Source organism: Thermodesulfovibrio sp. TK500a, from assembly GCF_055381765.1.
This window is the reverse complement of the sequence record NZ_AP041606.1, coordinates 450188-475013: the sequence shown is the minus strand read 5'-3', so window position 1 is coordinate 475013 and position 24826 is coordinate 450188. Positions and strand designations below refer to the sequence as shown.

Genomic DNA, 24826 nt, shown 5'->3' with positions numbered 1-24826 from the left:
ATTATGCTATACCTATTGGCAGTTCCAAAAAAGCTTAAATTAATAAATAAGGGAGAAATCAAATGAAAAGGTTTGTTTTCTGTGTTAAGATTATTATTTTTATTCTACTTGTCTATCAGAATGTTTTCGCAGAACCTGTTGAAATCAGAATTCTTCATGTTAACGACTTTCATGGTTTTGCAGAAAGCTACAGACCTGTCGGCTCAGAAAAGTTAATGGGTGGCGCATCTTATCTTGCAAGTGTAATAAAGAAGCTCAGAGGCGAAAAACCTACTCTTCTGCTCTCGGCAGGAGATATGATTCAGGGTGACAACTGGGCAAATCTTACAGAAGGTAAGTCCGTTATAGAGCTGATGAATGCTATAGGCTTTGATGCAATGGTCGTTGGTAATCATGAATTTGATTTTGGAAAGGAGACTCTAAAAAAGAGGATTGCCGAGGCAAACTTTCCAGTTTTAGGTGCAAATGTTAATGGCTTAGAGCTTCTTAAACCTTTTTTAGTTAAAGAGTTATCTGGTGTAAAGATAGCAATAATTGGTGTAGTGACTGAAGAAACTGTAACGGCAACGCATCCCAAAAATGTTGCAGGCCTCAGATTTGAGCCTGTCGATAGAACTATTGAAAGTATTTTGAAGCAAGTGCAAGAGAAGGTTGACTTGATTGTTGTTGTGTCTCATCTTGGATTTTATGCGGACAGATTACTTGCAGAAAAAGTCAAGGGAATTAATCTAATAGTAGGTGGACATTCGCACACAAAAATAGAAAAGCCTGTTGTAATTGGCAATACAATTATTGTTCAAGCATGGGAACACGGCAAGGCTCTTGGGGTTTTAGACCTGACTGTTGATAGAAAAAAGATAGAAAAATTCAGCGGACATCTAATAGAGATAGTTCCTGAGAGTTTTACAGAAGACAAAGACATAAGTACAATAGTTAATAGATACAATGAGATGGTTAATTCTATCCTCGATGAAAGGATTGGATTAGCAACAAATGATTTAGATGGAGAGCATGTCAGAAAAAAAGAGACCAATCTCGGTAATTTTATCGCAGATGTGATAAGAGAAAAGACAGGTGCAGATGTGGCAATAATAAATGGTGGTGGTATAAGAAAGGGAATAAAAAAGGGCGAAATTAAGGTTAAAGATATCTATTCTGTTTTACCCTTCAATAATTACCTTGTTGCCATTAAAATGTCTGGTAAACATATAATAGAAGCCCTTGAACACGGTGTATCTGCCATAGAGGAAGGTGCAGGAAGATTTCCTCAGATATCGGGTATGAGGTTTGTTTATGACAGCAAAGCAAAATCTGGCAAAAGAATATTAAGCGTATACGTGGGAGATAAACCTCTTTATATTGACAGAGAGTATACGGTTGCCACAAATGACTTCTTGGCTGCGGGAGGAGATGGATATAGAACCTTTGGAGAAGTTTTAAAGTCTTCAAAAAATTTTGAAATAACAGGAGGAACAATCATTAGCGATAGAATTATCTATTCGGATACGAGCAAATATCTTAGAGATGTTGTTGTTGACTACATAAAAAACAAAAAAATTATAGCTCCTGCTGTAGAAGGCAGAATAACGGAAGTCTCAGAAAAATGAAAGTTTATGTAAATGAACAACCTGTTGAAATTTTCCCAGGAATGACTGTGAGACATGCTCTTTTGAGTTTGAATTTACTTGATGAACTGAGCACGGGTAAAAGAGTATATGACCAATGGGGAAATGAGATTGGGCTTGATGGAGAGCTTTCTGAAGGAGCAAAAATTTATGTCTTGGTATTACAAGAACTTGATAAAGGCTGACTGAATGTTTTTTTTGAAGAAGTTGCTCACTGCATTAATTTTACCTCCCGGCTTAATAATCTTATTTTTTTGTGCCATTTTTCTCTTTTCAAAGAGGAAAAATATTATAAGATTTATTGCTGTTTTTTGTGGTGTTTTTATTTATATTCTTTCAATTGAACCAACAAGTGATTTTTTGATTTCAAAGCTTGAGAACCAATATCGTATTCCTCAGAGATTAGAAGGAGATGTAATTGTCATACTCGGAGGAGGTGTTTACAACTCTGGAGCTTTTAAAGAGGATACTGTAAATAGAGCCATTGCAGGATATTATGTATTTAAGGAAACAAATCTGCCCATTATTCTATCGGGAGGTAGTGTAGAAGGAAAGTTATCAGACAGTGAGGCCTTGTATCAATTTTTCAGAGAGTTGGGAATTTCTGAGAATAAACTTATTAAGGAGACAGAAAGTAGAGATACAGCAGAAAATGCTAATTTTACAGTTAGAATTTGTAAAGAAAGAGGATATGGAAGCATAATTCTTGTAACTTCAGCCTATCACATGAAAAGAGCATTAAAGCATTTTAGCGATAAAGGAGTTAAGGTTTTACCATATCCTGCTGACTCAAAGATATCTGGCAGCTACAACATCTATAGTTTTTTGCCAAAGTCAGCAACTTTGAGCCTTTCCGTAAAGGCATTGCGTGAGCACATCGCCCTGTTTATGTTGCATTTTTAATTTTTTAATTATTCTTCCCTTTGTTGTAAGATAAATAATCAAAGCATAAACGAAAGGATAAAAATGAGAACATTTTTTATTTTGTTTTTTACCATTTATGGATTAATCAATTTTTATTTTTTTATTAAACTCAAGGCAGCACTTAATTTAAAAGGTTATCTTCAGCTAATAGTTGGTTTTTTGATGGTAGTTATGGTTTTCTCTCCTGCGATGATAAGAAATCTTGAAAAGCATGGATATGAGGCCTTTGCAATAACATTATCGTGGGTGGGATATATATGGATGGCCTTTGTGGTTTTGTTTCTGTTTTTTGGGATTATGACTGACATTGTGAGATTATCAGTGTTAATAATATCCAAAATATTTAATCAGAATTTCTATTCCCGAATACCTGTATTTTTCAATTTTCTTTTTCCTCTATTTCTCTCAATTTCTTTTCTAATTTATGGATACTTTGAAGCCTTAAAAATAAAGACAGAAAGAGTTTTCATTAGCTCCGATAAAGTTAGTAGAGACATAAAAATCCTACAGATATCGGATGTGCACATTGGGCTGATTGTGAGAGACAATCGAATTAAAAAGATTGCAGAAATAATAAAACAAGCCAAACCTGATATGGTAATATCAACGGGAGACCTTGTAGATGCTCAGACAGACAGCATTAATCACTTGGCAGATATATTTGCAGAGATTGCTCCTCCCTACGGAAAATTTGCCATAACAGGAAATCATGAGTTTTATGCTGGCATTGATAAGTCTATTTATTTTACAGAAAGAGCAGGTTTTAAGCTCTTAAGAGATAGTCTTTTTGTAATAGAAGACTTAAATATTAATTTAATAGGCTTAGACGATACAGAGGCTTTAAGATACGGACAGAGCTTAAATGTTGACAGAAAATCTCTAATTGATTCCTTTAAAAACAATGGTTATACAATTCTCCTTAATCACAGACCATCAATTGAAAAGGAGTTGTTTCAATCAATGGATTTACAACTCTCCGGACATACTCACAAAGGACAGTTTTTTCCTTTTAGTCTTCTGACAAAACTTTACTATAAAAAAGATGCAGGACTAATAGATTTCGGTAGAAACAAATATCTTTACATAAGCAGGGGCACTGGAACATGGGGACCACCTGTACGAATATTTGCGCCTCCTGAGATTACAATTATTGAGGTAAAGAAAAAATAGAGTCAATTTAAAGTTCCCTTTCCCTCTCTGTTTAATTTGAGATATAATAAGTCTATGATTAGGCACACCTTTCTTCTTCTTAATGGAATAGGAGAAAAACGAGAAAGAAAATTATGGCAAGAGGGAATTCTCACATGGGAAGATTTCTGTTGTTGTAAAAGTATTCTTGACATAGAAGGCGAGAGAAAAAAACATTATGACGACTTTCTTTGCAGAGCTTCCGAATCACTTAATTCTAAAGATTGTCTATTTTTCTCAAAATACTTAAAGAAAAGAGAACATTGGAGGCTTTTTGAAAAATTTGTAAATGAGGCAGTCTGTCTTGATATAGAAACAAACGGTTTTACTGCAGAGAAAGGTGGCTATGTTACTGTGGTCGGCCTGTATTCTGTTGAGGGTTATAGAGCTTTTGTGAGGGGTGAAAATCTAACAGAGGAGAGTCTTCAAGAAGCCTTAGATGGTTATAAGTATCTAATTACCTTTTATGGAAGTATTTTTGATATTCCCTTTCTTAAGAAAGAGTTTCCTAATCTGCAGATAGACCATATTCCTCATTTCGACCTTTTTTGGGCAGGAAAAAGACTTGGTATTCAGGGAGGATTAAAGAAACTGGAAACGATGTTTTTAATCGAACGAGATGAAGACCTAAAGGGACTTAATGGTTATGATGCAGTAAAATTCTGGAAGGCTTATTTAAATGGCCACACAGAAAGTCTTGAATATCTAATTGCTTACAACAGGGCTGATACGGAAAATCTTTTCAAGTTGGGTCAGATTTTTTACAAAATGCTTCGCATGCAGGCGGGAATAGAAGAGTTTGTTGGTAATGGAAGAAAGGGAACTTCTTAAAAAGTTTCTCAATTATTGTATCACAGAAAAAGCTCTCTCAATTAACACTGTAAAATCATACGAGACTGATCTGAAAATCTTCATCTCCCATCTTAATGAAAGTAATTTATCTTTAATGAGTTGTAGTAGAGAGGACGTAATACAGTTCTTTTTAACCCTTAAAGAAAAAGCATATTCTGCCTCCTCAATAGCAAGAATTCTATCTTCTATTAAACAGTTTTTTAGGTTTCTGATTTTGAATAATCTCATATCTCAAGACCCTGTGGAAGGAATTAAGTCTCCTAAACAATGGCTAAGACTTCCAAAGGCATTACCTGTAGATGATGTAAAAAAGCTTTTGTCTGTTATTATGAACAGTAAATATTTTCTTCGGGACATCGTGATGCTCGAGTTAATGTATGCAACGGGACTAAGGGTCAGTGAGTTAGTAAAAATTAAAATAGCCGATATAAATTTTGAAGCTGGTTTCATAAGAATAATAGGTAAGGGAGAGAGGGAAAGAATTGTTCCCGTTGCCCAGCGGACCCTTGAGGGTATAAAAAAATATATCTTTGACCTTAGACCAAGGCTCATAAAAAACAGGGCATCGGATTATCTCTTTTTGAATAACCGTGGTCAACCAATGACTCGTCAGCGATTTTGGCAGAATTTAAAGAATATGGGGAAGTTAGCCGGAGTTGAGGTAACGCCACACATGATAAGGCACAGCTTTGCTACCCATTTACTTGAGGGGGGAGCAGATTTGAGGTCTCTGCAGAAAATGCTTGGACACAGTGATATTTCTACCACGCAGATTTACACAAAGGTCTCAATGGAAAGACTTCGCAAAGAATATCTTAAGCACCACCCACGGGCAAAATAAGACTATTCAGCTTTCTTAAGCCAGACAACTCTTTGGGGAAAAGGAATGTCTATGCCTTCATCTTTAAATCTTTTAAAAATTCTCTTCCTAAGTTCACTTTGGACAGCATATTGGTCAGTTATTTCGTTGATATGACAGATAAGCGTAAAATCGAGAGAATTATCGCCAAACCCTGGAATAAATCTGACTGTAGGTGGAGGGTCATTCAGAAGACCTGGAATTTCAGCAGCGGCCATCTGTGCTTCTTCAACGATTATACTCATTATTCTATCTGGGTCAGAAGAATAGCTTACACTCACTGGCAGTTGAAGGGACATTCGCTTGTCAGGAAGAGAATAATTAAGCACGATACTCTGGGCAAGCTTGCTGTTTGGGATGATAATCATATTATTTGGGAGCATTCTTATTCTTGTTGTACGCCATGAAATATCATCAACAAAACCTTCCTGGCCGTTTTCAAGCTTTATAAAGTCCCCTATTCGAATCGTTTTTTCAGTCATGATGTGAATGCCTGCGAATAGATTTTCAAGAGTGTCTTTCAGGGCAAGACCTATGGCTAATCCTCCTATTCCGAGGGCGGTTATAAGCGGTGCTATGGAGATACCAAGAAGGTGTAATATTATTATAATGCCAATTAAATATGTGGATACTTTTATTATTGTGTTGAGCAAACCTGTTGACTGGACAGATATGGCTTTGTTTTCCACATAGCTCATGAAAAGTCTTGTTATTAGATTTGCCAAGGCAGCAGTGGCAGAGAGAATTATTATCACATGTATCACTTTAATTAAGTAGGCATTATACTTAAACGGAAGTTCTGATGTCTCAAAACCTATGTAAAGACCTATTCCAAGACAAAGCAAAAAGGAAGGGAATTTTATTGTTGATATTATGAGGTCGTCTATCTGATTTTTTGTTTTTTTAGCCCATCTGTGCAGTAGACTAAAAAGAATAGTTCGTATGAGAAGTAATAATGCCGATGCTACAGCTGCAGTTATGATGACTATTAGAGACTTTTCAAGGTTCATTTTGTCATAAATTTAGCATTACCTTCTCAGTAAAGGCATAATTTAGGAGAGCTTCATAGATATCTTCTGCAGTTACAATGCTTCCACCTGGTCTGCCGTATAGATAGACCTCTGCCATTCCATTTACGGCGAGTTTAACGTCTTCTATCATCTGGCCTGCATTAAATTCAACAACGACAAATCTCTCAACTTCTTGGGCAAGCTGCCTTAGGGGTTCTTCTGGAAAAGGATAGAGAGTAATTGGTCTGAACAGTCCAATTTTCATGCCTTCCTGCCTGAGTTTTCTCAATGCTGAAAGAGATATTCTTGCGGCAGAACCAAATGCTACCACAACAATTTCTGCATCATCGATGAAATAGGTTTCGTATCGTACTTCCCTTTCTCTCCATTGGCTGTATTTTTCCTGAAGTTTTCTGTTGTGCTTTTCGAGTTCTCCTTCCGCCATTAAGAGAGTTCTTATGAATCTTGAGGGTCTTCCCTTTGCTCCAGTCAGCGCCCATGATGATTTGTCATAATGTTTCAACTCTGGCAACCTTTGAATAATCGGCTCCATCATCTGAGCTACTACTCCATCGCCGAGAATCATAACAGGATTTCGCCACTCATCAGCTTTTTCAAAAGCCAGTATTGTATAATCCCATAGCTCTTGAACGCTGAAAGGTGAATATACTAAGAGGCGATAATCGCCATGTCCGCCGCCTTTTACTGCCTGAAAGTAATCGGCCTGACTTCCTGAGATATTTCCCAATCCTGGGCCTCCACGCATCATGTTTACTATTACAGCTGGAAGCTCTGCTGATGCCATGTAGGATAGAGCTTCCTGCTTCAGACTTATTCCTGGAGAGCTTGATGAAGTCATGACCCTTGCTCCACAGGCAGATGCTCCGTATATCATGTTTATGGCAGCAATCTCACTTTCTGCCTGAATAAAAACTCCGCCTACTTCGGGAAGTCTTTTTGAGAGATATTCGGGAATTTCATTTTGAGGAGTAATTGGATAGCCGGCATAAAATTTCAATCCTGCCCTTATTGCTGCTTCTGCAACTGCTTCATTACCTTTCATCAGAATTTTATTCATAAAAAACCTCCCTATTGTCTTGTTGGATTTTTTATTTTAACACATTACTGATATAATGAAATATGAACCTTAAACTTATCATACTGACGCTTCAACTCCTATTTTTGCTTTATGGTTGTGCAACTCTTCCAAAACCTCTACAGGAGTATGAGTCCCTAAAAAATGTTCCTTTCTCTGTGGTAAAGAATAATCCCCAAAAGTACTATGACAAACCTCTTTTGTGGGGCGGTAGAATTACAAACTGTTCAAATATCGAGGAAGGAACGCTTTTCGAAATACTTCATCTGCCTCTTGAAAACGATGGTCATCCTTCCGAGACAGATAACTCTGAGGGACGTTTCATAGCAAAGTCTAAAAATTTTCTTGACTGTGCAGTATATGCAAAAGGAAGATATTTAACTGTCGTAGGAAGGTTTAAAGGTCTGAAGGAAGGAAAAATAGACCAAATGCCATACTCATTTCCCCTCCTTGAAGCAGAAGCTACTTACCTCTGGAAAAAGCGAGTCAAAACATATCCTCACCCCTACTGGCGTCCATCAATATGGCTTTGGTATGGTCATCCACACTGGTGGTTTGAATACGGTCCTTGGTAAATGGGTAGGATTCGTATACTTCCTGAAGCCCTTGCAGGAAAGATTGCAGCAGGAGAGGTAATTGAAAGACCTGCTTCTGCTCTGAAGGAGCTTCTTGAAAATTCAATAGATGCCCACGCTACGTCAATAAAAATCTACATAAAAGGTTATGGCATTTCAGAGATAAAAGTGGTTGATGATGGAGAGGGTATACCTTCGGAAGATGTAATTTTGGCTCTTCAAAGGCATGCGACAAGCAAGATAGAGAAGGAAGAAGACCTTTTTAAGATTAATACGCTTGGTTTTCGTGGTGAGGCTCTCTATTCTATAGCTCAAGTCAGTAAGCTCAGAATTATTACTCAACATAAATACGAAAATATAGGTACAGAAATTTTTGTCTCACAGGGAGATATCATAGAGAGAAAACCCGCTAATGCCAACGGAACAACAATTCAGATAGAAGACCTATTTTTTAACACACCTGTAAGGAAAAAGTTTCTTAAATCGCCTTTTACGGAAAGAGCTCACATATTGGAGACCGTTCAAAACTACGCTCTTGTCTACCCTGAAATATCTTTCTATCTTAATATTGATGGCGAGGAGGTATTAAATTTTCCACGGGCAGACTCTATAAAGGAGAGAATTGCTCAAGTATTTGGAGTTGAATTCCTTGAAAAGCTTGAGTTTAAGAGTAGTTCAGATAATCGATACAGAATAGAACTTTTCTGGGGTAATACGCAGTTAATAAGAAGAAACCGAACAAAACAGCTTATTTTTGTCAATCGGAGACCTGTAAGAGATTCTTTTGTCTCAAGTAGTCTCTACAAGGCATTTAAGGTTAAGGAATTTCATCCTCAATTTTTATTCTTTCTTACAATGCCTGCTGATGAGGTGGATTTTAACGTCCATCCTACAAAAAGAGAGGTGAGATTTCGAGATACAGCGAGATTGAGTGAGCTTATATTTAAGATTGCAGAACCTGAAAAAATATCAATCATAGCAGAAAGACCTGTTGAATGGGCAGTTTGTGAAAATTCCAACTTAATAGAGCAGATTAACTTTTTTCAGCTTAATTCCTTCGAAGACAGAGAGGAATTTTTAGATTTTCTATCTCTCGGCGATGCAATAGTAGCCATAAGACAATCGGAGGGAATTCTTTTCATAGATTATCATGCAGCTCACGAAAGAGTGAACTTTGAAAAAATTCTCAAAGCCCTGCCTGAAAGTTCAATAAATCTTGTTTTCCCACAGATAATAGAACTTAATCCAGCAGATTATGAATTGATTGTCGCTAATCTCAATATTCTAAAAGAATTGATGATAGAAGCGGAGAGCTTCGGTAAAAATTCAATAATAATAAGAAGTATTCCTGAGACTCTAAGAAATGTAGATTTAGAGGGAATAATAGAGAGTATCGCTTCTGTATTAAAAGAGGAACTTGTAAAGCCTGATTTTACTGATATAAAAATAAAAATTGCTGAAACAATTGCCTGCCATAAATCTATGCGTTCTAATACGAAGATAACAGCTTCGGAACTTAAAGCTCTCCTCAGAGAACTTGAACAGACTTCTGACCCAGAACACTGCCCTCATGGAAGGCCAATTAAGAGGTTTATCTCAATTGAAGAGATAAAAAAATGGTTCATGAGAAAATAAAGTGTCATAAAAGCTACAGCTCGTCTGTCAAAAATCTGGCATAAAAAACTTGTTCAGATTTTTTAAATAGAAAAATTTAAGCAATTTTTCTATTTGTCAATTCATAATTTCTGGCATAAAAGATGCTAAATGTTTTAAATTTAGAAAAAATCATTCCGTCAAGGAGGAGTTCCTATGGCAAAAGAAAAGAATGTAAAGGCAGAAGGAGAAGAAGCTGCTCCAAAGGAGGGAGGAAAGAAAAAGGGGAAACTATTAATAATAATTATACTTGCCGTTGTAGTTCTTCTGGGTGGTGCAGCAGGGGCATATTTCTTTTTGTTTAGCAAAGGAGATGATAAAGACAAAGCAAAGACGGCAAAGCAAACAAATGTGGCACAGGGAGTTAACTTTCCTCTTGAGCCCTTTGTGGTTAACTTGATGGACCAGGGAGGCACGAAATACCTGAAGGTTACTGTTCAGATTGAGCTTGCCGATGCAAAGTTGATGGATAATGCAAAGGCAAGAACACCTCAATTAAGAGATGCCGTTATAACACTTCTTACAAATAAAACTTCCGAAGAACTCATTACTCCAGAAGGCAAGCTAATGTTGAAGGACGAAATAAAGCAGAGAGCCAATCAGATACTCGGTGAAGGTAACGTAATAAATGTGTATCTAACAGATTTTGTGATGCAGTAAGCCATGGCAGACGAGATTTTATCACAGGATGAAATTGATGCCCTGCTTAAGGGCATTGCCGGTGGAGAAGTAGAGACTGAGACAGCAGAAGCTCCCTCAGGAATAAGAACTTATGACTTTACCTCTCAGGAAAAGATTGTTCGTGGCAAGATGCCCTCTCTTGACATAATCAACGAGAGACTGGCAAGGAGTTTCAGAATAAGTCTTGCCTCGGATATTAGAAAAATAGTAGATGTGGTAAACGTAAATGTAAACATAACTAAATTTTATGACTTTCTCCGTTCTGTTCCGTTTCCCTCAAGCCTGAACATAATAAAATTAGAACCATTAAGGGGTTTCAGCCTTGTTGCTTTTGATGCGCCGATGATTTTTACTCTCATAGAGTTTTATTTCGGTGGTTCTGGAAAGGGTTATTACAAACCTGAAGGAAGAGAGTTTACTCCCATTGAACAGAGAATAATACACAAAGTTGTCCTCATGTTTCTTGACAGCATGGAAGATGCATGGAAACCTGTGTTTCCTGTAAAGCCCCACTATATAAGAAGTGAGATGAATCCTCAATTTGTCACCATTGTTACTCCCGTTGATGTAGTTATTGAAACAGAATTCACCTTAGAGATTGAGACCCGAGAGTGTAAGGTTATGGTATGCATTCCCTACTCGTCTGTAGAACCTATAAAGGAGAAGCTTTACAGCGCTTTCATGGCAGACAGAGACGAGATGGATATGAAATGGATAGGAAGGCTTAAGGCGCAGATAAAAAATGCACCCGTTACAGTTGAAGCTGTTTTGGGTAAAACTACAATAGACTTCAAAACTTTGATTGACCTAAAAAGAGGTGATATTTTGACATTAACGAGAAGAATAGACGAAGATGTAGAACTACTCGTTGAAGGTGTTCCAAAATTTAAAGGTAAATTCGGAACATTTAAGGGCAATTATGCATTGAAAATAACAAGGGAGGTTTAAAATGGAAGATAAAGAACTTGAGCAACAACAGGTATCTCAAGAAGAAATTGAAGAAGAGCTCGATATGGCAAAAGCTCTTGAGATGGAAAAGGCAATGAAGGAAAAACAGGAGATACAGACGCCCCAGATAGATGAATTCACACCAGCACAGGAAAAACCAAAACTAAGAGATATAGATTTTATTCTCGACATCCCGCTCGAGCTTGTAGTCATTATTGGTAGAACAAAGATTTTAGTTCAAGAGCTCCTTCAGCTTACACAGGGTTCGGTAGTAGCCCTTGAGAAGCTCGCTGGTGAGCCTATGGAGGTTTATGTGAATGGAAAACTAATCGGACGGGGAGAAGTGGTGGTTGTTAATGAGAAATTCGGAATAAGAATTACAGACATTATCAGTCCTCAGGAAAGAGTAAAGCAACTCGGATAGATAATTGGGTATATAAGATGGAATACATAAAAGTCATACTCTCACTTTTGTTCGTAATAGCTGCTTTATATTTAATGTTGAGACTCATGAAAAGCAAAATTAATCCTGGCAAAGGTTACATTCAGATAATTTATTATCAGCCCATAGGTTATAAAAAAGGTATTGGAGTGGTAAAGGCCTTCGATGAATATTTGCTACTTGGCATATCAGAAAACGGAATAAATCTGATAACCAAACTTGATAATGCAAAGATTGAATCATTGTTTGAGGAAAAGAAAACAGAGGGGAAATCTGCATGGCATAGAATTTTTAAGGGTAGTCTTTTGTTGCTTATTTCTTTCATTCCAACTTTAAGCCATGCAGCTCCACAGGCATCTGCAGGCGGTGGACTATTTGGTTTTTCCTCTGCCATAGACCTTCTTGTTTTTATAACTTTGTTGAGCTTTTTGCCAGCAGTGCTTGTCATGATGACCTCTTTTACAAGGATTGTGATAGTCCTATCTCTTTTAAGGCAGGCCTTTGGAACGCCTGCTGTTCCGCCCAATCAGGTTATTATAGGACTTGCCCTTTTTCTTACTCTTTTTATAATGTCTCCTACTATAGACAGAGTATACAATGAGGCTTATGTTCCTCTTTCTAAGAAGGAGATAAACATGGAAGAAGCCATAAACAGAGCTTCTGTGCCGTTCAAAGAATTCATGCTAAAGCAAACTCGAGAGAAAGACCTTGCCCTTTTTCTAAAACTTTCAAAAACAGATATAAAGCCTACCACACCAATGGATTTACCAATGAAAGTAGTTGTGCCAGCCTTTGCTCTTGGAGAACTCAAAAGAGCTTTTGAGATAGGTTTTTTGATTTTTCTGCCTTTTCTTGTAATTGATATTGTTGTGGCAAGTATATTGCTATCAATGGGTATGTTTATGTTGCCACCAGTTATGATATCAATGCCTTTTAAGTTGTTACTATTTGTCCTTGTAGATGGCTGGCAGTTGATAATAGGCTCGCTGGCAGGAGGTTTTAAATGACCGTAGAGTTTTTAAATTACATATCAAAACAGACGTTTGAGACCATTCTTTTAGTTGGTGGTCCTGTGCTTTTGGTGAGTCTTCTTGTAGGTCTTCTCATCGGTCTTTTTCAAGCCATAACTCAATTGCAGGAGATGACAATAAGCTTCGTTCCTAAATTAATTGCCGTTTTCTTGACTCTTCTGCTTACCGTTCCATGGATGGTCAATATAATGACTAAGTTCACCCGAGGGATTTTTGAGAATCTTCCCTTCTATGTAAAATGAACTATCTTGAAGTTTTAACTGCCAATCTCTATAATTTTATTCCAGTTTTTATAAGAGTTTCGATTGTGCTTTTTTTTCTTCCCTATATAGGAAGCAGAACTGTTCCGATAGTTTTTAGATTTTTCTTTGCCGTCGCAGTATCTCTTGCTATAATGCCTTTTATAAAAACAGGTGAACATAATTTTTTAATCTCTCTTTTAAATGCAGTGCTTTTTGGACTAACCATAGGTCTTATGGTAAGAATAGTAGTCTCTGCTGTGGAGATTGCATCTCACTGGATGAGTCTTCAGGTAGGATTTGCCGTTGCAAACGTCTTTAATCCCCAGTTTGGCGAACTAATGGGACCGCTTACAGTTTTTTACGAAATGTTCACTATCGCTCTTTTTTTCTCTCTTGATTTACATCTGAGTCTTGCGGAGCTAATGATAAAAAGCTTTGAATTCCCAATGAAATTTTCTTTTGCAGGAAATATTATAGAGTTTTCTTATCTAATGTTCCCCCTTGCGCTTAAGCTTTCAGCTCCTGTGCTTCTGGTTCAAGTTCTTATGAATATAGGGCTTGGTTTCCTTTCAAGGATAATGCCTCAGGCAAATGTTTTCTTCGTTGGCTTTCCTCTTATTCTTGCTACGGGAATTGCAATTATGTGGCTTAGTATTCCGATTTTTACTATGGTTCTTTCGAAGGCATTTATTAATCTAAAAGATGCTCTAACGGGGCTTTTGAGGTAAACTATGCCAGAGGAACTGCAGGAACGAACAGAGCAGGCGACACCGCGAAGGCGGGAGAAGGCAAGACAGAAAGGAGAAGTTCCCCGAAGCAGGGAACTTACGAGTATTGTCGGAACTTGGAGCATTTTTCTATATTTTGTATTTTCAGGAACTCTGTTTATCTCTCTGATAAATCATATGAAAGAGTCTTTCATGAGAATAAAAGCTCCTTCTTTTGCAGGTGGAGCAGTTCTTGCCTTTGCAAAAGAGGATATTAAATGGCTTATCTTTAATTTTCTTCCCATTGGAGCAGTTCTTCTGTTTACTGTTCTGCTTGTTCATTTCATTCAGACAGGTTTTCTTTTTACAGGCGCTCCTTTAGTGCCAGACCTGTCAAAAATCAGTCCCCTTAAGGGCATCAAGAGAATGTTTTCCCTTAATGCTCTTTTTGAAACAGTAAAGGGCATTCTAAAATTGACTGCTCTTGGAATTATTATATATCTCATTCTTGAAAAAGATGTGAGAATACTTCCCCTTTTGATAGATATGGATGTTAGAGCTATCACAAATGTAACCTTTGAAAAAATTTATGAACTTGTCCTTGCCTGTCTGGTGATGCTTACAGTTTTTGCAGGTATGGATTTTGCATATCAAAGATGGCAGTATGAGCGAAATTTGAGAATGACTAAGCAGGAGATAAAGGAAGAATTTAAGGAAACAGAGGGGTCTCCTATGGTAAGGGCAAGACTTAGAAGTCTTCAGAGAGAAATGGCGAGAAAAAGAATGATGCAAGAAGTTCCCAAGGCAGACGTGGTTATAACAAACCCCTCTCACCTGGCGGTGTGTATTAAGTATGAGGCAGAAAATATGAATGCTCCTGAGGTTGTTGCAAAGGGCGCCAATATTCTTGCCGAAAGAATTAAGGAAGTGGCAAGAGCAGCTGGTGTGCCTATTTACGAGAATAAACCTCTTGCGAGAGCATTATATCGCATTCCCGTAGGCACAGAAATCCCTCAAGCTCTCTATAAAGCGGTTGCTGAGATTTTGGCACAAGTCTACAAATTAAGAGGAAAGAAAATAGCATGAATATAATGACATACATAAGGAGTGACGTAGTTGTTGCCGTTGGATTGATTTTAATTCTCCTGTTTATGATTGTTCCGATGCCGCCATTTATACTTGACCTTTCCCTTACACTGAGCATCACTCTTTCAATTTTAATAATACTCGTTGCCTCCTATGTAAGAAAACCTCTTGATTTTTCAGTATTTCCATCGGTTTTGCTTATTGCAACCCTTATGAGACTCTCTCTGAATATAGCTTCAACTCGCTTAATACTTACAAGAGGAGAACTTGGCACAGAGGCGGCAGGTAAGGTTATCAAAGCCTTTGGAGAGTTTGTTGTCAGTGGAAACTTTGTTGTAGGGTTGATTGTTTTTCTAATTCTCGTGATTATTAATTTCATCGTAATAACAAAAGGAGCAGGAAGAATTGCAGAGGTATCGGCTCGTTTTACTCTTGATGCTATGCCCGGTAAGCAGATGAGTATAGATGCAGATTTGAATGCAGGGCTTATTGATGAAAAAGAAGCCCGCCGAAGAAGAGAGGAGATAAGTAGGGAGGCAGACTTCTATGGAGCAATGGACGGTGCAAGCAAATTTATAAGAGGAGATGCTATAGCAGCGATAATTATCATGATTATAAACATCATTGGAGGAATACTTATTGGCGTTCTTCAAAAGGGAATGTCTATCTCAGATGCTGTGCAGACGTATGTAATTTTAACGATTGGTGATGGACTTGCAGCGCAAATACCGGCTCTTGTAACTTCTACTGCTGCAGGTATAGTGGTAAGCAGGGCAGCTACAGAATCCAATCTTGGACAGGATATTCTTCAACAGCTTTTTAAAAATCCAAAGACTCTTGCCACAGCCTCAGGAGTGCTACTTTTGCTCGGCCTTATTCCTGGATTACCCCATCTGCCTTTTATTTTCATTGCCATTGTATCGGGAGCAATAGCCTACTTGATGATTACGAAAGAAAAGAAAGAAAAAGAGGTTACTCCACCACCAACTGTTGAGGAAAAACCTATAAGCATGCAGGAGCAGCTTGAAAGTCTCCTTAAAGTTGACCCTATCTCTCTTGAGATAGGCTACAACCTAATTCCTCTTGTGGAAGGTGATAGTTCTCTTGTCGAGAGGATTCGTTCGCTGAGAAAACAGATTGCCATTGAAATGGGTTACATCGTTCCGTCAATTCATATAAAAGACAACCTAATGCTAAAGCCTTCACAATACAGTATCCTCATAAAAGGAGTAGAAATAGCCTCAGCAGAGATAATGCCCGGTAGATTTCTTGCCATAGGTGCAAGACCAGGACAGGACATAGAGGGAATACCTACGAAAGACCCTGCCTTTGGAGTTGATGCTTTGTGGATTGAAGAGAAAGACCTTTCTCGTGCTCAGATGCTTGGATTTACCGTTGTTGACGCAGCATCTGTAATTGTTACTCATCTAAGAGAGATACTAAAGAATTACGGCTATGAACTTTTAGGCAAACAGGAAACTCAAAGACTTTTAGATAATCTTGCTAAAACTGCTCCAAGGGTGGTAGATGACCTTATACCAAATCTTTTGACTCTCTCTCAGGTGCAAAAGGTTCTTCAAAATCTTCTCAGAGAGAGAGTTTCTATAAAGGATTTACAAACCATTCTTGAGGCACTGTCAGAATATGCAAATATAACTAAGGATTCGGATATTCTCACAGAGTATGTGAGGCAGGCTCTGTCAAGGCAGATAACAAAAAGTGTACAAAATCCTGACGGTTCTATCTCAGCTATTCTGCTTGACCCGTCTATTGAAAGAACTTTAATAGAGTCACTACAGACAACTCCGCAAGGCATAAATTTTGCACCAGACCCTTTACTGATGGAGAAAATAATGGAGAAGGTAAAAAAGATTGCCGATGAAGCTACAATAAAGGGGTATCAGCCTGTTTTGATATGTTCTCAAGCAATAAGAAGATTTTTAAAGAGGGCAATTGAGAGGGTTAGTCCTGCTCTGCCTGTGATTTCCCCTCAGGAGATATCATCTGGCGTGAGGGTATTAATGCTTGCAACAGTAAAACCTGATTAAGGAGGACAGGTTATGAGAATAAAGAAGTTTCAGGGTAAAAATTTTAAGGAGTTGTTAGAGTTAGTAAAACAGGAACTTGGCCCAGACGCAGTTATTCTGTCAAGCAAAACAAACAAAGACATCCTTTCAGGAAATGCAACTATAGAGATTACTGCTGCGGTGGATGAAGGCGAGACTCCCTCAATTAACAGTCTAAATATTGAAAAAAATGACACAGGCTTACTAAAAGAATTAGAGAGACTTAAAGCAGAGGTGGCCTTTTTAAGAGAGAGCGTTACAAGATTGTTTCCTTCTTTGAGCGATAAATCAAAAAGCAGTCTTTATAATTTTCTTATTAAAAACAATATTGAACCTCATCTTGCCCTCATACTTCTTGAAAGAGTCTCCGACATTGAACAATTAAAAGATAGAATAAATGAAGAAATAAAAACACCTAAAAGGTCTTTTGAGGAGGAGAGGGGCTTTATTATTTACGGTGCTCCAGGAACGGGAAAAACAACGGCTCTTTACAAAATGGGTAGACATTTAAGGTCTAAGGGTGAGAGAGTTTTAATAGTATCCCTCGACAACAGAATTAGTTCAGTGGCGAGCATTAAAGAGATGGCTTTAAATCTTAAGTGTGATGCAAAAGTTGTAAAAGAACCAAAAGAACTCTATAAAATAATACATAAAGAGATTGAAAAGAACCGATTACTCATTGACACTCCAGGCGATGGCAGCGCAAATCTTGCAACGGAGCTCAGAAATTTACTTAAAGATTCACCTTTACGAAAATGTTTACTTTTAGACTCGACAATGTCCAAGGGAGCAAGCCTCAGAATTATGAAAAATATTGATCCAACTACCTTTGACTGCATCGGATTTTCAAAGATTGACCTTGCCTACAACTACGGAAATCTGTATAATCTTGCAGTTTTATCAGATAAACCAGTAAGCTTTATATCATCAGGAGCTTATGGAGAAGAGGATGGTAAAATTATGCATCCACAGAGCATAAAAAATCTTATTTTAGGAGGGATATGTGAAAACTAATATCCCGCGAATTATTGCTGTAGCAAGTGGAAAAGGAGGAGTTGGTAAGACAAATTTTGTAACAAATATCGCTCTTGTCTTTAGAAGTCTTCAGAAGCGAGTTCTTCTGATGGATGCAGACATAGGGTTAAGTAATATTGATATTATGTTCGGCATAGCACCGAAATACAATATAAAGCATGTTCTTGCCGGGGAAAAGGGTATAAAAGATATAATCGTAAGCACCAATGAGGGTATTGACATAATTCCTGCCAGTTCAGGCATAAGAGAGCTCACTCAGCTTTCCTTTAACAATAAAATGAGAATAGTAGAAGAACTTGATAGCCTCGACTCTGATTATGATTTATTTCTCATAGATACCGGTGCTGGAATTTCAGAAAATGTGACATTCTTTTGCTCTGCTGCCCATGACAACATAATAATCGTAACCTCTGAGCCAACTTCGATAGCCGATGCTTATGCTCTTATAAAGGTAATATATAAAGAACATGGTGAGCAGAATTTCCGCATAGTTGTGAACAATGTAAGAAGTCAGGTAGAAGGAAGGAATACTTTTAAGAAACTTTCCATGGTTGCCGAGAGATTTCTCGGAATAAATCTTGATTTATTAGGTTTCTTGCCCTACGATGAAAAAATAAAGGAAGCTGTAATAGCCCAGAAACCTTATATAAATCTATATCCCACTTCCGATTTTTCAAAAAGATTGAATGACATTGCCAGAAATCTGTTAAAAAAGGAAGTTAATTTATTAAAAGGAGGCATGCAGTTTTTCCTTAAAAAAGCCATGGCTCAATAAAAATGCATTACTCTGAAGAAGAAAAGGAAAGACTAATAAAGACGTTCCTTCCAAGGATAAAGCATTTTGCTTTAAGATACTATCATATTGTTCAGTCTTTCCTTGAAGTTGATGATTTAATCTCCGCTGGTGTCAAGGGCTTACTTGAGGCACTTAATAAATACAATCCGAACCTAAATGTTCCTCTACCTGCTTATATTGAACATAGGATTAGGGGTGCCATAATAGATGAAATAAGGTCAGTTGATGTCTTTTCGAAAGAATACAGAAAAAAAGTTGAAAGTCTTAAAAAAGCTTACAAAGAGATAAAACAAAAGGGATATGAACCGACCGACGAAGAGCTTGCCTCAAAGTTGAATATTTCAGAGACCGAGCTTAGCAAGGTTTTTCAGAGCATCACGGCCTCTGAGCTGATTAGTCTTGATGACCATATTGAGGGATACAACGGAGACAAGTTAAGTATTTTGAATATCATCTCCGATAAAACAGATATTTTTGAGGAGATAAAATTCAAAGAGATAAGGGACAAATTAGCTCGGGCAATTGATAGGCTCTCTGAACAGGAAAAGTTAGTAATATCTCTTTACTATTATGAAGAGATGAATATGAAAGAAATAGCAGCTATCCTCGGAGTATCTCTTTCAAGGGTAAGTCAGATTCACGGAAGGGCTATGGTTAAACTAAAAAATTTACTTGAAACCGATTGAAGAGTATGAAATATTTGTTATAATAAGAATAATTTTAAGCGAGGAGGAACTGCTATGAAAAAAAATCTCAAGAGGATTGCCCATAAACTCCTCAATGATGAGGACTCCTCCGAAAGAAGATATGCCGCAGAAGAGTTGTCTCAGTATGATGAAAGAGCCATATACCCTCTGATTAAAGCATTGAAAGATGAAAACACCGCTGTACAAGAAGCGGCTACACAATCCTTAATTACCATAGGCATATCTGAGGATGATGAGCGATTTCTTACAAATCCAGGTGAGCTTGTCACATACATGGTAATACCTCTTCTAAGAGAAGAGGAGGCATTTATTAGAAACACTGCATTGCTTATACTTACAGAAATCGGAAGTAAAGCTCCCCACCTCATTTATCAGCTACTCAAAGATAAAGACCCCGATGTAAGAAAATTTGGCCTTGATTTAATAGCAGATATAAAAGAAGGATTTGACGGTTCCATGATTATCCCTCTTTTGAAAGATGTAAATGCTAATGTGAGAGCTGCTGCTGCAAGAGCAATTGGAGAGTTAAACTACAAAGAAGCTATTCCATACCTTGTTGAAAGCCTCAATGATGAAGAGTGGGTTAGTTTTTACGTTCTTCAAGCCTTAGCAGTGCTTCAGGCAGAGGAAGCTGCCGATGCCATAGGAGAGCTACTTTTAGCCTCTGACTCCATTCTCGTAAAAGCAGAGGCAATAGAAACTCTTGGCAAAATTGGAACAGAAAGAGTAATCTCCCCACTATTAAAATACTATCCTTTAGCAACGAAAGACGAAAAAAGAGAAATAATCAAGGCATTAATAAGAGTGGGTGCTTTGCCGAAAGATACAGACATAAAGGAAGAACTACTAAGCATTTTAAAAGAAGGTGATTGGGAAGAAAAACCTCTTGCTCTAAGAGGAATTGTGCTAACAAATCTCACCGATGCTGTATCCTTGATAGTAGAACAAGCAGGTGCTTTAGACCCTTCATGTTTTGACTATGATGAAAAGATTGGATTACTACAAGATGCTCTTCTTAATATAAATTCGGAAGATGAGTTAATAAATCTTCTTGAGAGGGATAAATTAAAATTCAGAGCTAAAGCCTTTGTAATCAGTACTCTTGGTAAGCTTCGAAGCAAGAAGGCCGTGCCGTTACTGCTAAAGTTGTTAGAGGACATAAAGAGGGATATAAGAATAGCTTCTGCTAAAGCACTTGGTGATATTGCCGATGCAGGCTCAATTAAACCTCTTGTAACAAGAAGCATAGAAGACCCCGATACAAATGTTAGAAAATCAGCCATAGAAGCACTCGGAATGATTAGAGCTCAAGATGCCTTTGAACCTCTGTTAAGTTTACTTGAAAGAGAAGAGTATCCAGATGTAATTGAAACCATTGTCACATCCCTCATAGAGATAGACCAGGAGAGATTCTTAAGCAATATAAAATCCTACAGAACAGAAGTAAAGCAAACACTTGCCAATATCACGTATTCTTTAGATATCATAAAAATGCTTCTTGGTTGTGATAACTTTGAGGTAAGAAAATCGGCCATAATGGCTTTAGGAAGACTTGGAACAGAAGAAGCGATAACGAAGCTTTTAGAACTCATAGGTTCAGACAACAAAGAAATAAAGAAAACGGCCATATCAGCGCTTGGAGAGGCACAGTTCTGTTCGGATATTCTTTTTGAATGTCTAAATGACGAAGACCCGTGGATTAGATACTACGCTGTAAAGGCGATGAACAAAGGTTGTGACCCGGAGATTTTAATTGAAAAGCTTACTCCTCTTCTGGATGACCCTTTTCCACCTGTTGTGATTGCTGTTGTGGAAGCATTGGGCAGTGTGGGAGGGAGTGTGGTTTACGAATTGTTATCAAGCAAGGTTAATCATCCAGACAGAGAGGTGAGAGAGAAGATAGAGGAGGTATTAAGTAGAATATGAGCACTACTCTTACCGCATCGGCAATGACAATAAACGATGAAACCTTTAGGCAACTAAGAGATTTTATATATGAAAAAACTGGAATTTACGTGCCGGACAATAAAAAGTATTTTCTTGAAAACAGACTTAGTAAGGTTATCAAGGAAAAAAACTTCCGTAGTTATGAAGACTATCTTTATTATTTAAGATATAGTGCCAACAGAAATGATATAGCAAGACTTTTTGATGCAGTCACTACAAACGAAACATTTTTCTTCCGAGAACCGCAACAGTTTGAAGTTTTTTCAAATAATTTGATACCCCAGATACTCAAAGAGAACGGCCAGATGGGAAGAAAGGATATAAAAATATGGTCTGCGGCCTGTTCAACAGGTGAAGAACCTTATACAATAGCTATGATTTTGCTGGAAAAGTCCGAACTGGTCTCTGTAAGAAAGGAAATTTATGCATCAGACATTAGCGAATCTGTTTTAATGTCTGCAAAAAGAGCCATGTATGGAGGTTATTCAGTAAGAAACATTCCACCTCAGTATATGGCAAAATATTTTAAAGATTCAGGTGGTATTTATGTTCTCTCAGAGCAGGTTAAATCGTTGGTAAAATTTATGAATATAAATCTCATTGAAGAGAAGGAAGTAAAGCAATTAAAAGGCTTAGATGTGGTTTTCTGCAGAAATGTGCTTATATATTTTGACGACAAGGCAAAGAAAAAAGCGGTTTCGCTAATATATGATGTGCTTCGTCCCAAGGGATATCTATTTGTAGGCACTTCAGAGAGTTTGCATAACGTGACAAGAGCCTTCAGACCGTTAGCTATCAACAAAGTTATTGTATATCAAAAAGTTTAACTGGAGGGATGAATATGAAGATTCTTGTAGTTGATGACGATAAAACAACAAGAAAGATGGTCTCTCTGATTTTGAAAAGTAAGGGTTACGATGTAGTAACTGCTGAAAATGGTATGGATGGACTTCAAAAATTAGGAACAGAACAGATAAACTTAATTCTTACGGACATGAATATGCCTTACATGGATGGAATAGAATTTACAAAGCAGGTTAGGACTAATCCAGATACTTCTCATATTCCTATTGTAATGCTAACTACAGAGGCAGATGAAGAAGAAAAACAGAGGGCATTTAAGGCAGGAGTAGATGACTATCTTGTTAAACCTGCAACGGCAGAACAGATTGTTGATAGCATGAAGAAAATCATAAAGAAAATTTTTGGTAAAAAAGAATAGGAGGCGGAAATGTTTAACTTTAAGATAAGAGTTCTTGTCGTTGACGATTTTCCAACAATGCGTAGAATTGTTAAAAATCTTTTAAAACAGTTAGGTTTTGAAAATATAGACGAAGCTGAAAATGGCGAGGATGCTTTAAGGAAGCTGAAGGGTGGCGACTACGGTCTTGTTGTTTCAGACTGGAACATGCCTGTTATGGAAGGAATAGACCTTCTGAAAAATGTAAGAAGTGACCCCCAACTTAAAGATATTCCATTTCTTATGGTTACAGCAGAGGCGGAGAAAGAAAAAGTTATTGAAGCAATAAAGGCAGGCGTAGACAATTATATAGTAAAACCATTTACAGGAGAAGTTTTAAAGGAAAAGCTTGAGAAGATTGCTCAGAAAAAACCATCTCTGAAAGGAGGACAGTGATGGCTGATGAGATAGATGAAATAATAAACGAATTTATAGTTGAAGCAGAAGAAATACTTGAACAACTTGACCCTCTTTTTGTTGAACTTGAGCAGAGAGGGCAGGACGCCGAAATAATCAATGAGATATTTAGAGGCATGCATACCCTAAAAGGAGCTGCAGGATTTTTAGGTTTTCAAAATGTTGTAGATGTGGCTCACAGGGCTGAGACAATATTAAAAAAATTAAGAGAAGGAGAGATGTCTATCTCTCCTGAAATAACCGATGCAATTCTTAAAGCTACAGATGTGCTGAGAACTTTGATATCTCACATAAAATCAAGAGAAGATGTTAAAGAAGATATAAATCCCGTTCTAAATCTACTTGACAGTGTTCTCTCTCAACCTTCAAAGCCTGAGGAGCAGGAGTCAAAGGTAGAGACTGAGGAGAAAGAAGAAGAAAAAGAACCAGTAAAGGCAGAGGAAGAGGAGAAGATTCAGAAACCAGAAGAAACAGTGTCTCAAATTCCAAAGGAAAAAGAAAAGGAAGTTGCAACACTCAGGGTGGACGTAGCAAGAATAGACAAAGTAATGGATTTAGCAGGAGAGATAGTTCTTGCCCGAAACAGACTTCTTAATCTTGCAAACAAGCTTGAAGTTCAATACAGTGGTGACGAAAACGTCGAAAGTCTAATAGAGACTACAGCATTTCTCGATAGGGTTACCTCAGACCTTCAGCTTGCGGTGATGAAGATGAGAATGCAGCCTCTTCAGAAAGTTTTCGTTAAATTTCCCAGAATGGTTAGAGACCTTGCGAGAAATCTTGGCAAGGAAGTAGAGCTTGAAATAAGAGGTGAGGATACAGAAGTCGATAAATCAGTCATTGAAAATATAGGAGACCCTCTTGTTCACATAATCAGAAACTCAATAGACCACGGAATTGAATCTCCTGAAGAAAGAGTGGCAAAGGGAAAGCCTGAGAAAGGGAAAATTTTAATAGATGCCTATCAGAAGGGCACTCAGATTGTAATAGACATAATAGATGATGGAAAAGGTATTGATGTAGAAGTTGTCAAAGCAAAGGCTATTACAAAGGGACTTATTACAGTAGAGGAAGCAGAAAAGCTTTCTGAAGATGCTATAATAAACCTAATATTCCTGCCTGGATTTTCTACAAAAGAAGTCTCTACCGAGGTTAGTGGCAGAGGAGTAGGGATGGATGTGGTTAAATCCAATGTGGCGAAACTTAATGGTTATGTTGAGATATTCACAGAAAAGGACAAGGGAACTACATTTAGAATAAGTCTACCTCTTACACTTGCCATAATTCAAGCAATGATGATACAGGTAGGTGAGGAAATATATGCAATTCCTCAATCTATGATTGAGGAAACTCTTAGGGTTTACGTATCGCAATTAAAAGAAGTATCAGGACAAAGAGTTTTTACGATTAGAGAAAAGGTATTGCCTGTGTTCATACTTAATGAACTTTTAGGAGTTTTCGGAGATAATAATTCAGACAAGAAGTATATACTTGTTGCAAGCGTTGGAGACAGAAGATTTTGTGTGGCAGTAGATGCCGTATTAGGTCAGGAGGAGATTGTCATAAAGACAATCCACGGTATTGATTCAGAGGCATGTGGAATAATGGGTGCTACAATAACTGGTGATGGTAAAGTAGTTCTCATACTCGACCTTGCACTAATTTCAAGAAAAGTTTTTGCAGGTAAGGGATAAACTTA

General features: G+C 37.5%; 26 protein-coding genes. 24 read left to right on the top strand and 2 right to left on the bottom strand.

Going from position 1 to position 24826, the window contains the following annotated elements; translation table 11 throughout:
* Window positions 1–62 precede the first annotated feature (62 nt).
* From ACZ430_RS02495 to xerD, 6 genes are all read left to right on the top strand, one after another.
* Window positions 63–1607, top strand: coding sequence for a bifunctional metallophosphatase/5'-nucleotidase (locus ACZ430_RS02495; RefSeq protein WP_297211754.1), 1545 nt, complete (start codon window positions 63–65; stop codon window positions 1605–1607).
* On the top strand, window positions 1604–1810 hold the full coding sequence (locus tag ACZ430_RS02490; protein ID WP_297211752.1) for a hypothetical protein: 207 nt from the start codon (window positions 1604–1606) through the stop codon (window positions 1808–1810). Before ACZ430_RS02495 ends, ACZ430_RS02490 begins: the two co-directional genes overlap by 4 nt.
* A 4-nt stretch (window positions 1811–1814) precedes the next feature.
* Window positions 1815–2528, top strand: coding sequence for a YdcF family protein (locus ACZ430_RS02485; RefSeq protein ID WP_297211749.1), 714 nt, complete (start codon window positions 1815–1817; stop codon window positions 2526–2528).
* 63 nt (window positions 2529–2591) lie between these two features.
* Window positions 2592–3719 carry a metallophosphoesterase gene (locus tag ACZ430_RS02480; RefSeq protein ID WP_297211746.1) on the top strand — a complete coding sequence of 376 codons (1128 nt, stop codon included), beginning with the start codon at window positions 2592–2594 and terminating at the stop codon, window positions 3717–3719.
* A 54-nt stretch (window positions 3720–3773) separates the two neighbouring features.
* Window positions 3774–4568 carry a ribonuclease H-like domain-containing protein gene (locus ACZ430_RS02475; RefSeq protein ID WP_297211743.1) on the top strand — a complete coding sequence of 265 codons (795 nt, stop codon included), beginning with the start codon at window positions 3774–3776 and terminating at the stop codon, window positions 4566–4568.
* Entirely contained in the window at window positions 4546–5430 is an 885-nt protein-coding gene (gene xerD / locus ACZ430_RS02470) for a site-specific tyrosine recombinase XerD (RefSeq protein WP_297211740.1), read from the top strand. Before ACZ430_RS02475 ends, xerD begins: the two co-directional genes overlap by 23 nt.
* Window positions 5431–5432: 2 nt before the next feature.
* Here xerD and ACZ430_RS02465 read toward each other — a convergent pair whose 3' ends face one another.
* Together ACZ430_RS02465 and ACZ430_RS02460 are read right to left on the bottom strand one after the other, a co-directional pair.
* A complete protein-coding gene (locus ACZ430_RS02465) occupies window positions 5433–6458 on the bottom strand; it encodes a mechanosensitive ion channel family protein (RefSeq protein WP_297211737.1) in 1026 nt (341 codons plus the stop codon).
* 4 nt (window positions 6459–6462) lie between these two features.
* Window positions 6463–7536: a 3-methyl-2-oxobutanoate dehydrogenase subunit VorB gene (locus tag ACZ430_RS02460; RefSeq protein ID WP_297211734.1), complete on the bottom strand. Its 1074-nt coding sequence runs from the start codon at window positions 7534–7536 to the stop codon at window positions 6463–6465.
* Between the two features lie 62 nt (window positions 7537–7598).
* Between ACZ430_RS02460 and ACZ430_RS02455 the strand changes: the two genes are divergently transcribed.
* From ACZ430_RS02455 to ACZ430_RS02370, 18 genes are all read left to right on the top strand, one after another.
* A complete protein-coding gene (locus tag ACZ430_RS02455) occupies window positions 7599–8129 on the top strand; it encodes a Slp family lipoprotein (protein ID WP_297211731.1) in 531 nt (176 codons plus the stop codon).
* Complete coding sequence (gene mutL / locus ACZ430_RS02450; RefSeq protein WP_297211727.1) at window positions 8130–9764, top strand: DNA mismatch repair endonuclease MutL; 1635 nt, start codon at window positions 8130–8132, stop codon at window positions 9762–9764.
* A gap of 174 nt (window positions 9765–9938) precedes the next feature.
* The gene (locus ACZ430_RS02445) at window positions 9939–10442 is read left to right on the top strand and encodes a flagellar basal body-associated FliL family protein (protein WP_297211724.1); all 504 of its coding nucleotides are present in this window, start codon (window positions 9939–9941) and stop codon (window positions 10440–10442) included.
* Between the two features lie 3 nt (window positions 10443–10445).
* Complete coding sequence (gene fliM / locus ACZ430_RS02440; protein ID WP_297211721.1) at window positions 10446–11411, top strand: flagellar motor switch protein FliM; 966 nt, start codon at window positions 10446–10448, stop codon at window positions 11409–11411.
* Window position 11412: 1 nt separating this feature from the next.
* Window positions 11413–11835: a flagellar motor switch protein FliN gene (gene fliN / locus ACZ430_RS02435; protein ID WP_297211718.1), complete on the top strand. Its 423-nt coding sequence runs from the start codon at window positions 11413–11415 to the stop codon at window positions 11833–11835.
* A 17-nt stretch (window positions 11836–11852) separates the two neighbouring features.
* Window positions 11853–12860 carry a flagellar type III secretion system pore protein FliP gene (fliP, locus tag ACZ430_RS02430; RefSeq protein ID WP_297211715.1) on the top strand — a complete coding sequence of 336 codons (1008 nt, stop codon included), beginning with the start codon at window positions 11853–11855 and terminating at the stop codon, window positions 12858–12860.
* Window positions 12857–13126 carry a flagellar biosynthesis protein FliQ gene (gene fliQ, locus ACZ430_RS02425; RefSeq protein ID WP_297211711.1) on the top strand — a complete coding sequence of 90 codons (270 nt, stop codon included), beginning with the start codon at window positions 12857–12859 and terminating at the stop codon, window positions 13124–13126. Before fliP ends, fliQ begins: the two co-directional genes overlap by 4 nt.
* A complete protein-coding gene (locus ACZ430_RS02420) occupies window positions 13123–13854 on the top strand; it encodes a flagellar biosynthetic protein FliR (protein WP_297211708.1) in 732 nt (243 codons plus the stop codon). The genes fliQ and ACZ430_RS02420 overlap by 4 nt, the downstream gene beginning before the upstream one ends.
* 3 nt (window positions 13855–13857) lie before the next feature.
* On the top strand, window positions 13858–14919 hold the full coding sequence (gene flhB, locus ACZ430_RS02415) for a flagellar biosynthesis protein FlhB (protein WP_297211705.1): 1062 nt from the start codon (window positions 13858–13860) through the stop codon (window positions 14917–14919).
* Between the two features lie 5 nt (window positions 14920–14924).
* Window positions 14925–16967: a flagellar biosynthesis protein FlhA gene (gene flhA / locus ACZ430_RS02410; RefSeq protein ID WP_464910645.1), complete on the top strand. Its 2043-nt coding sequence runs from the start codon at window positions 14925–14927 to the stop codon at window positions 16965–16967.
* A 12-nt stretch (window positions 16968–16979) separates the two neighbouring features.
* Window positions 16980–17999, top strand: coding sequence for a flagellar biosynthesis protein FlhF (locus tag ACZ430_RS02405; protein ID WP_297211699.1), 1020 nt, complete (start codon window positions 16980–16982; stop codon window positions 17997–17999).
* On the top strand, window positions 17989–18795 hold the full coding sequence (locus ACZ430_RS02400) for a MinD/ParA family protein (RefSeq protein WP_297211696.1): 807 nt from the start codon (window positions 17989–17991) through the stop codon (window positions 18793–18795). The genes ACZ430_RS02405 and ACZ430_RS02400 overlap by 11 nt, the downstream gene beginning before the upstream one ends.
* Window positions 18796–18797: 2 nt before the next feature.
* Window positions 18798–19502, top strand: a complete 705-nt coding sequence (locus tag ACZ430_RS02395) for a sigma-70 family RNA polymerase sigma factor (protein WP_297211694.1) — start codon at window positions 18798–18800, stop codon at window positions 19500–19502.
* A 54-nt stretch (window positions 19503–19556) separates the two neighbouring features.
* The gene (locus ACZ430_RS02390) at window positions 19557–21449 is read left to right on the top strand and encodes a HEAT repeat domain-containing protein (RefSeq protein WP_297211691.1); all 1893 of its coding nucleotides are present in this window, start codon (window positions 19557–19559) and stop codon (window positions 21447–21449) included.
* Window positions 21446–22297, top strand: a complete 852-nt coding sequence (locus ACZ430_RS02385; protein ID WP_297211688.1) for a CheR family methyltransferase — start codon at window positions 21446–21448, stop codon at window positions 22295–22297. The genes ACZ430_RS02390 and ACZ430_RS02385 overlap by 4 nt, the downstream gene beginning before the upstream one ends.
* A gap of 14 nt (window positions 22298–22311) precedes the next feature.
* Window positions 22312–22692 (top strand): response regulator, encoded by a 381-nt coding sequence (locus ACZ430_RS02380; protein WP_297211681.1) that lies wholly within the window; start codon window positions 22312–22314, stop codon window positions 22690–22692.
* Between the two features lie 9 nt (window positions 22693–22701).
* Entirely contained in the window at window positions 22702–23106 is a 405-nt protein-coding gene (locus ACZ430_RS02375; protein WP_297211677.1) for a chemotaxis response regulator CheY, read from the top strand.
* Window positions 23106–24821, top strand: a complete 1716-nt coding sequence (locus ACZ430_RS02370; protein WP_297211674.1) for a chemotaxis protein CheA — start codon at window positions 23106–23108, stop codon at window positions 24819–24821. The genes ACZ430_RS02375 and ACZ430_RS02370 overlap by 1 nt, the downstream gene beginning before the upstream one ends.
* Window positions 24822–24826: the final 5 nt, after the last annotated feature.